The sequence below is a fragment of the Streptomyces sp. HPF1205 genome, assembly GCF_020400825.1.
In the GTDB taxonomy this organism is placed as follows: Bacteria; Actinomycetota; Actinomycetes; order Streptomycetales; family Streptomycetaceae; genus Actinacidiphila.
In genome coordinates this window covers 1-7,597 of sequence record NZ_JAINVH010000074.1, presented here as the reverse complement: position 1 = coordinate 7,597, position 7,597 = coordinate 1, and the positions used below count along the sequence as shown (strand labels likewise).

Here is a 7,597-nt window from a genome sequence, read left to right as displayed (position 1 = left end):
CGTGAGCGGCACCAACGCACATGTCGTCCTCGAACAGGCCGACGCCGAGCCCGCGCCGGAGCCGGCCGCGCCGTCCGACGAACCGGGCACCCCGGTCCCGGTCGCCCTCTCCGGACGCACCCCCGCCGCCCTCGCCGACCAAGCCCGTCGTCTCGCCCTGCACCTCGCCACCCGGCCGGCACGCATCGCCGACGTGGCCCTGTCGCTCGCCACGGGCCGCACCGCGTTCGAGCACCGGGCCGTCGTCACCGCCGCCGGTCGCGACGACCTGCTCGCGGGCCTGGCCGCCCTTGCCGAGGGCTCCGCCGCCCCCGGCGTCGTGGATGGCGAGGCCGCCCCCGGGATCCGCACCGCGTTCCTCTTCACCGGCCAGGGCAGCCAGCGGCCCGGCATGGGCCGCGAGCTCTACGCCGCCTTCCCCGTGTTCGCCGACGCGCTCGACGAGGTGTGCGCGCACTTCGACGCCGAGCTCGAACGCCCCCTGAAGGACGTGCTGTTCGAGGCGGACGGTCGGGACCTGGACCGTACCGTTCACACCCAGGCGGCGCTGTTCGCCGTCGAGGTGGCCCTGCACCGCCTCGTCGCGTCCTGGGGCGTCCGGCCCGACATGGTCGCCGGCCACTCCATCGGCGAGATCGTCGCCGCACACGTCGCCGGCGTGCTGTCGCTGGAGGACGCCGTCAAACTGGTCGCGGCCCGTGGCCGGCTGATGCAGGCGCTGCCCGCGGGCGGCGCGATGCTCGCCGTCCAGGCCGACGAAGCCACCGTACGCGCGATGCTGACGGGCAGTCAGGACATCGCCGTGGCCGCCGTCAACGGGCCCGACGCCGTCGTGGTGTCGGGCGCTGGGACGGCGATCGACGGCCTGGAAGCGGCATGGCGGGCAGAAGGCCGCAAGGTCAAGCGGCTGACCGTCTCCCACGCGTTCCACTCGCCGCTGATGGACCCGATGCTGGCGGACTTCCGCCTCGTCGCCGACACGCTCACGTACCACAGCCCGCGCATCCCGGTCGTCTCCAACGTCACGGGCGAGACCGCCACCGGCCTGACCGACCCCGCCTACTGGGTCCGGCACGTGCGCGAGGCGGTCCGGTTCGCCGACGGCGTGCGCGCCCTGCGGACCGAGGGCATCGGCGCGTTCCTGGAGCTCGGCCCCGACGGCACCCTCACCGCGATGGCTCAGCACATCCTCGCCGACGAGGACACCGGACCCGTCTCCGTCGCCGCCCTGCGCGCCGACCGGCCCGAGTCCGAGGCGCTGACCGCCGCACTCGCCCGGCTGCACGTCGCCGGCGTCGCCGTTGACTGGGCCGCGTACCTCTCCGACACCGGCACCGGCAGCGGCGCCCGCCGCACCGGCCTGCCGACCTACCCGTTCCAGCACGCCCGCTACTGGCCGACGCCCGCCCCTGCCGCCACCGCGGCAGCCGACGCCGACCCGGCCGACGCCTCCTTCTGGGAGGCCGTCGAGCGGGAGAACGCCGAGGCGCTCGCCTCCGTCGTCGGCGACGACTCGGCCGCCGACGCCCTCGCGCCCGCCCTGCCGGCGCTGGCGACCTGGCGCAACCGGCGCCGCGAACGCCGCACCACCGACAGCTGGCGCTACCGCGTCACCTGGAAGCCCGTCACCCTCCCCGCCGGCACCGCCCTCACCGGCACCTGGCTCCTCGCCGCTCCCGCCACCCCCCAGGACGCCGCCGACCGCGCCACCGCCGTCGCCCACGCGCTGCAGACCGCCGGAGCCCGCGTCCTGACGACGGCCCTCGACGCCGCCACCGACCGCGCCGGCCTGGCCGCACTGCTCGCCACCGCGGCCGAGCACGGCCCCCTCGCCGGGATCGCCGCCCTGCCCGCCGACGCGGCGCAGGCGCTCACCCTGCTCCAGGCCGCGGGCGACGCGGGCCTCGACGCGCCCCTGTGGTGCCTGACCGCAGGCGCGGTCGCCGCCTCCCGTACCGACACCGTGCCCACCCCCGAGGCCGCCGCCGTCTGGGGTCTCGGCCGGGTCGCCGCGCTCGAACTCCCCGACCGCTGGGGCGGCCTGGTGGACCTGCCCGCGACGCCGGACGACCGGGCCGCCGCCCGGCTCGCCACCGTCCTCGCCCAGCGTACGGAGGACCAGACCGCCGTCCGCGCCACCGGAGTCCTCGCCGCACGCCTGGAGCGCGCCCCCCTCACCACCGACGCCGCCTGGCAGCCCTCCGGCACCGTCCTGGTGACCGGCGGCACCGGCGCCCTCGGCCGCCACATCGCCCGCTGGCTCGCCGCCAATGGCGCCGACCGCGTCGTCCTCGCCGGCCGCCGCGGCGAGGCCGCCCCCGGCATGGCCGAACTCCGCGCCGAACTGGCCGAGTTCGACGCCGACATCGCCATCGCCGCCTGCGACGTCAGCGACCCCGCCGCCGTCCGCGCCCTCCTCGACAGCCTCGACGGCCGCGCCCTCCTTGCCGGCCGCGACGGCCTCGACAGCCCCGACGGCCTGGCGACCGATCACCCGCTCACCGCCGTCGTGCACGCCGCCGGTGTCCTGGACGACGGCGTCCTCGACACCCTCACCCCCGATCGGCTGGCCGCCGTCCTGGCCGCCAAGTCCCGGGCCGCCCACGTCCTGCACGAGGCCACACGCGACCTCGACCTGGCCGCGTTCGTCCTCTTCTCCTCCACCACCGGCACCTTCGGCGCCGCCGGCCAGGCCAACTACGCCGCCGCCAACGCTGAGTTGGACGCCCTCGCCCACCACCGCCGCGCCCTCGGCCTGCCCGCCGCCTCCATCGCCTGGGGCCCGTGGGCGGGCAGCGGCATGGCGGCCGACGCGGGGGCCGTCGAGGACCGCATGCGGCGCGGCGGCATGCGCCCCATGGCCGCCGGGCCCGCCCTCGCCGTCCTCGGCCAAGCGGCCCGTGGCGACGACGCCACCCTCACCGTCGCCGACATCGACTGGGACCGCTTCGCCGCCGGCTATACCGCCGCCCGGCCCAGCGCCCTCGTCACCGCCCTCGCCCCCGCCGCCGCGCCGCGGCCCACCGACGCCGGTACCGGACTCGCGGCGACACTCACCCCGCTGACCCCCGCCGAACGCGAACGCGCCCTGCTCGACCTCGTCCGCGACCACACGGCGCTCGTCCTCGGCCACACCTCGACCGACGCCATCAAGGCCGACCGCGCCTTCCGCGACCTCGGCCTGGACTCCCTCACCTCCGTCGAACTGCGCAACGCCCTCGGCCGCACCACCGGACTGCGCCTGCCCGGCGGCCTCGTCTTCGACCACCCCACCCCGGCCGCCCTCGCCCGCCGGCTCCTGGACCAGCTCGCCCTGCCCGGACAGGGCGACGCGGCGACCGGACACCCCGCGGGACCGGCCGCGACCGCCACCGACGAACCCCTGGCCATCATCGGCATGGCCTGCCGGTTCCCCGGCGGCGCCACCTCGCCGGAGGCCCTGTGGCACCTGCTCGCCACCGGCCGCGACGCCGTCGGCGACTTCCCCGCCGACCGCGGCTGGGACCTCGACTCCCTCTACGCACCCGACCCCGACCACCCCGGCACCTCGTACGTCCGCGTCGGCGGGTTCCTCGACGACGTCGGCGACTTCGACGCCGACTTCTTCGGCATCTCGCCGCGCGAGGCACTGGCCATGGACCCGCAGCAGCGGCTGCTGCTGGAGACGTCCTGGGAGGCGTTCGAACGCGCCGGGATCGACCCGCGCGTCCTGCGCGGCTCACGTACCGGCGTGTTCGTCGGCACCAACGGCCAGGACTACGGCACGCTGCTCGCCGCCGCCCAGGAGGACCTCGGCGGCCACCTCGGCACCGGCAACGCCGCGAGCGTCGTCTCCGGCCGCCTCTCCTACACCTTCGGCCTTGAGGGCCCCGCCGTCACCGTCGACACCGCGTGCTCCTCCTCGCTGGTCGCCCTGCACCTGGCCGGGCAGGCACTTCGCTCGGGCGAGTGCACGATGGCCCTGGCCGGCGGCGTGACCGTGATGTCCACGCCCGGCGTGTTCGTCGAGTTCAGCCGGCAGCGCGGCCTGGCCGCCGACGGGCGCTGCAAGGCGTTCGCGGCCGGCGCCGACGGCACCGGCTGGGGCGAAGGCGCGGGCATGCTCCTGGTGGAGCGCCTCTCCGACGCCCAGCGGCTCGGCCACCCGGTCCTGGCCGTCGTCCGCGGCTCCGCCGTCAACCAGGACGGCGCCAGCAACGGCCTGACCGCCCCAAACGGCCCCTCCCAGCAGCGCGTCATCCGCGACGCCCTCGCCGACGCCGGCCTGAGCCCCACCGAGATCGACGCCGTCGAGGCACACGGCACCGGCACCGCGCTCGGCGACCCCATCGAGGCCGACGCCCTGCTCGCCACCTACGGCCAGGGCCGCGCCGACGGGCAGCCGCTGCTGCTCGGCTCGATCAAGTCCAACATCGGCCACACCCAGGCCGCCGCCGGCGCCGCGGGCATCATCAAGATGGTCCTCGCCATGCGCCACGGCGAGCTGCCCGCCACCCTCCACGTCGACGAGCCGACACCGCACGTCGACTGGTCGGCCGGCGCCGTCACCCTGCTCACGGAACGCCAGGACTGGCCCGCGACCGGCCACCCGCGCCGCGCGGCCGTCTCCTCCTTCGGCGTCAGCGGCACCAACGCCCACGTCGTCCTGGAGCAGGCCCCCGACCCGGCGACCACGGCCGCCGGCGCACCGCCCCGTACCCTGCCCGACGCGCTGTGGACGGTGTCGGCCCACACCGCCGACGCCCTGCGCGCCCAGGCCGCCCGCCTCGCCGACACCGTCGCCACCCTCCCGGACGCCACCGCCCACGACATCGCCCGCGCCCTGGCCACCACTCGCTCCGCCTTCGACATCCGGGCCGCCCTCACCGGCCCCGACCGGGCGGCGCTGCTCACCTCCCTCGACGCCCTCGCGGGCGGCACCGACCAGCCGGGACTGACCACGGGCTCGGTCGTGGAGGGTCGCACGGCGTTCCTGTTCTCCGGTCAGGGCAGTCAGCGTGCGGGGGCGGGGGGTGAGTTGTACGGGGTGTTCCCGGTGTTCGCGGATGCGCTGGATGAGGTGTGTGCGTATTTCGACGCGGAGTTGGAGCGGCCGCTGCGGGAGGTGATGTTCGAGGCGGAGCCGGTGGATCTGGACCGTACCGTCTATACGCAGGCGGGGTTGTTCGCGCTTGAGGTGGCGCTGTTCCGGCTGGTGGAGTCCTGGGGTGTGCGGGCCGATGTTCTGGCCGGGCATTCGATCGGTGAGCTGGCGGCTGCGCATGTGGCGGGTGTGCTGTCGCTGCAGGACGCGGTCCGGCTGGTGGCCGCGCGGGGTCGGTTGATGCAGGCGCTTCCGGCGGGGGGCGCGATGCTGGCCGTCCGGGCGGAGGAGTCTGTTGTACGGGAGGCGTTGGCGGGCCGCGGCGATGTGGCTGTCGCGGCCGTCAACGGGCCTGAGGCCGTGGTGGTTTCGGGTGCGGGTGACACGGTCGCTGAGCTGGAGGCGGCCTGGCGTTCTGAGGGCCGTAAGGTCAAGCGGCTGACCGTCTCGCATGCCTTCCATTCGCCGTTGATGGACCCGATGCTGGCGGAGTTCGGTGCGGTCGCCGAGTCGTTGACGTACCACGCCCCCCGTATCCCGGTGGTGTCGAACGTCACCGGTGACCTGACCGGCGACCTCACGGACCCCGCGTACTGGGTGCGGCATGTGCGGGAGGCGGTGCGGTTCGCCGACGGGGTACGTGGTCTGCATGCCGAAGGTGTGCGCACGTATGTCGAGCTGGGCCCGGATGGTGTGCTGTCCGCCATGGCGCAGGACGTCCTCGCCGACGTGGACGGCGACTTGGCGCTCTTCCCGCTCCTTCGCGCCGACCGTCCGGAAACCCTCGCCCTGACCGGCGCTCTGGGGCGGCTGTTCGTGCGCGGCACCGCCGTCGACTGGGCCGCGTACTACGCCGGCACCTCCGACCAGCGGGTCGAGCTGCCCACCTACGCCTTCCAGCGGCGGCGCCACTGGCCGCGGCTGACCGGAGTGGCCGCGGGCTCCGCGACCGGGCTCGGGCTCGTGTCCGCCGGGCACCCGCTGCTCGGCGCCGCCGTCCACCTCGCGGACGACGACGTCCTGGTCCTCACCGGCCTGGTCTCCACCCGCACCCAGCCCTGGCTCGCCGACCACGCGATCCTCGGCTCCGTGCTGCTGCCCGGCACCGCCTTCGTGGAACTCGCCCTGCACGCAGGGGATCTGCTCGGCTGCGGCCGCATCGACGAGCTCACCCTCCAGACCCCGCTGGTCCTCACCGGTGACAGCGCCGTTCACCTCCAAGTACGGGTCGGCGCCGCCGACGAGCAGGGCCGCCGCGGTGTCGCCGTCTCCTCCCGGCCCTCCGGCCACGACGGCGGCCTCACCGACGTGGTGTGGACCAGCCACGCCGTCGGCGAACTCGCCCCGCCCGTCGCCGACACCACGGTCGGCCTCACTGTCTGGCCGCCGGCCGGCGCCCGGCCCGTCGAGGTCACCGGCCACTACGACCACCTCACCGCCCAGGGCTACGGTTACGGCCCGATGTTCCAGGGCCTGCGCGCGGCCTGGCGCGACGGCGACGACGTGTACGCCGAGGTCGTCCTGCCCGACGGCGTACACAGTGACGCCGCCGCGTACGGCCTGCACCCCGCCCTGCTCGACGCGGCCCTGCACGCGGTCGGCTTCGGCGACTTCATCGGCGTCACCGCCGCCGAGGCCGCCGCCGGCCAGGGCCGGCTGCCCTTCGCCTGGTCGGGGGTGTCGCTGCACGCCACCGGTGCGTCCGCGCTCCGGGTGCGCCTGTCACCCGCCGGCACCGACGCCGTCGCACTGACCATCGCCGACGCCGAGGGCGCCCCGCTCGCCCGCGTCGACTCCCTCGTCCTGCGCCCGGTCTCCGCGGAAAGCCTTGCCCCCGCCCCCGCGGCGGCCTCGCCGCTGCACCGCCTGGCCTGGGAACCGCTCGCGGTGCCCGCCGACGCCGACACCGCCCGCGTCACGGCGTGGACGCTGCTGGGCCCCGACCCGGTCGGCGCCGCGGCGGCGATGACCGCGGCCGGGCTGAACGTGACGGCTTTCGGCACGCCCGAGGAGCTGACACAGGCCGGTCCCGTCCCGCCGCTCGTGCTCGTCCCCTTGGGCGGGGCGGGCGCGCCGGCGCGGCTGCTGGACCTGATCAGGCTGTGGTCGACGGACGACCGCTTCGCCGACTCCCGCCTGGCCGTCCTCACCGCCCACGCGGTCTCCACCGCCGCCGGCGAACCCGTCACCGACCTCGACGCCGCCGCCCTGTGGGGCCTCGCACGCTCCGCGGAGGCCGAGAACCCCGGCCGGGTCGTCCTCCTCGACACCGACGGCGCCGCCGAGTCCTGGGCCGCCCTGCCCGGCCTCGCCGCCGCCGGCTCCGGCCAACTCGCCCTGCGCGCGGGCACCGTACTGACCCCCGGCCTCGTACCGATAGCGCCCGCCGACGAGCTGCGACCGCCGGCCGGTGCCGCGAGCTGGCGGCTCGACAGCCGTGAGCGCGGCACGCTCGACGCCCTCGAACTCGTCCCCGCACCCGACGCGCAGGCACCGCTGCCCGCGGGCCACGTC

1 protein-coding gene is annotated in these 7,597 nt (G+C 76.1%); it reads left to right on the top strand.

The genetic code is table 11. The annotated features are described in order from the left end of the window. Window positions 1-7,597, top strand: a 7,597-nt coding sequence (locus K7G61_RS36800) for a type I polyketide synthase (protein WP_263985257.1), incomplete at both ends; no start/stop codon positions are given.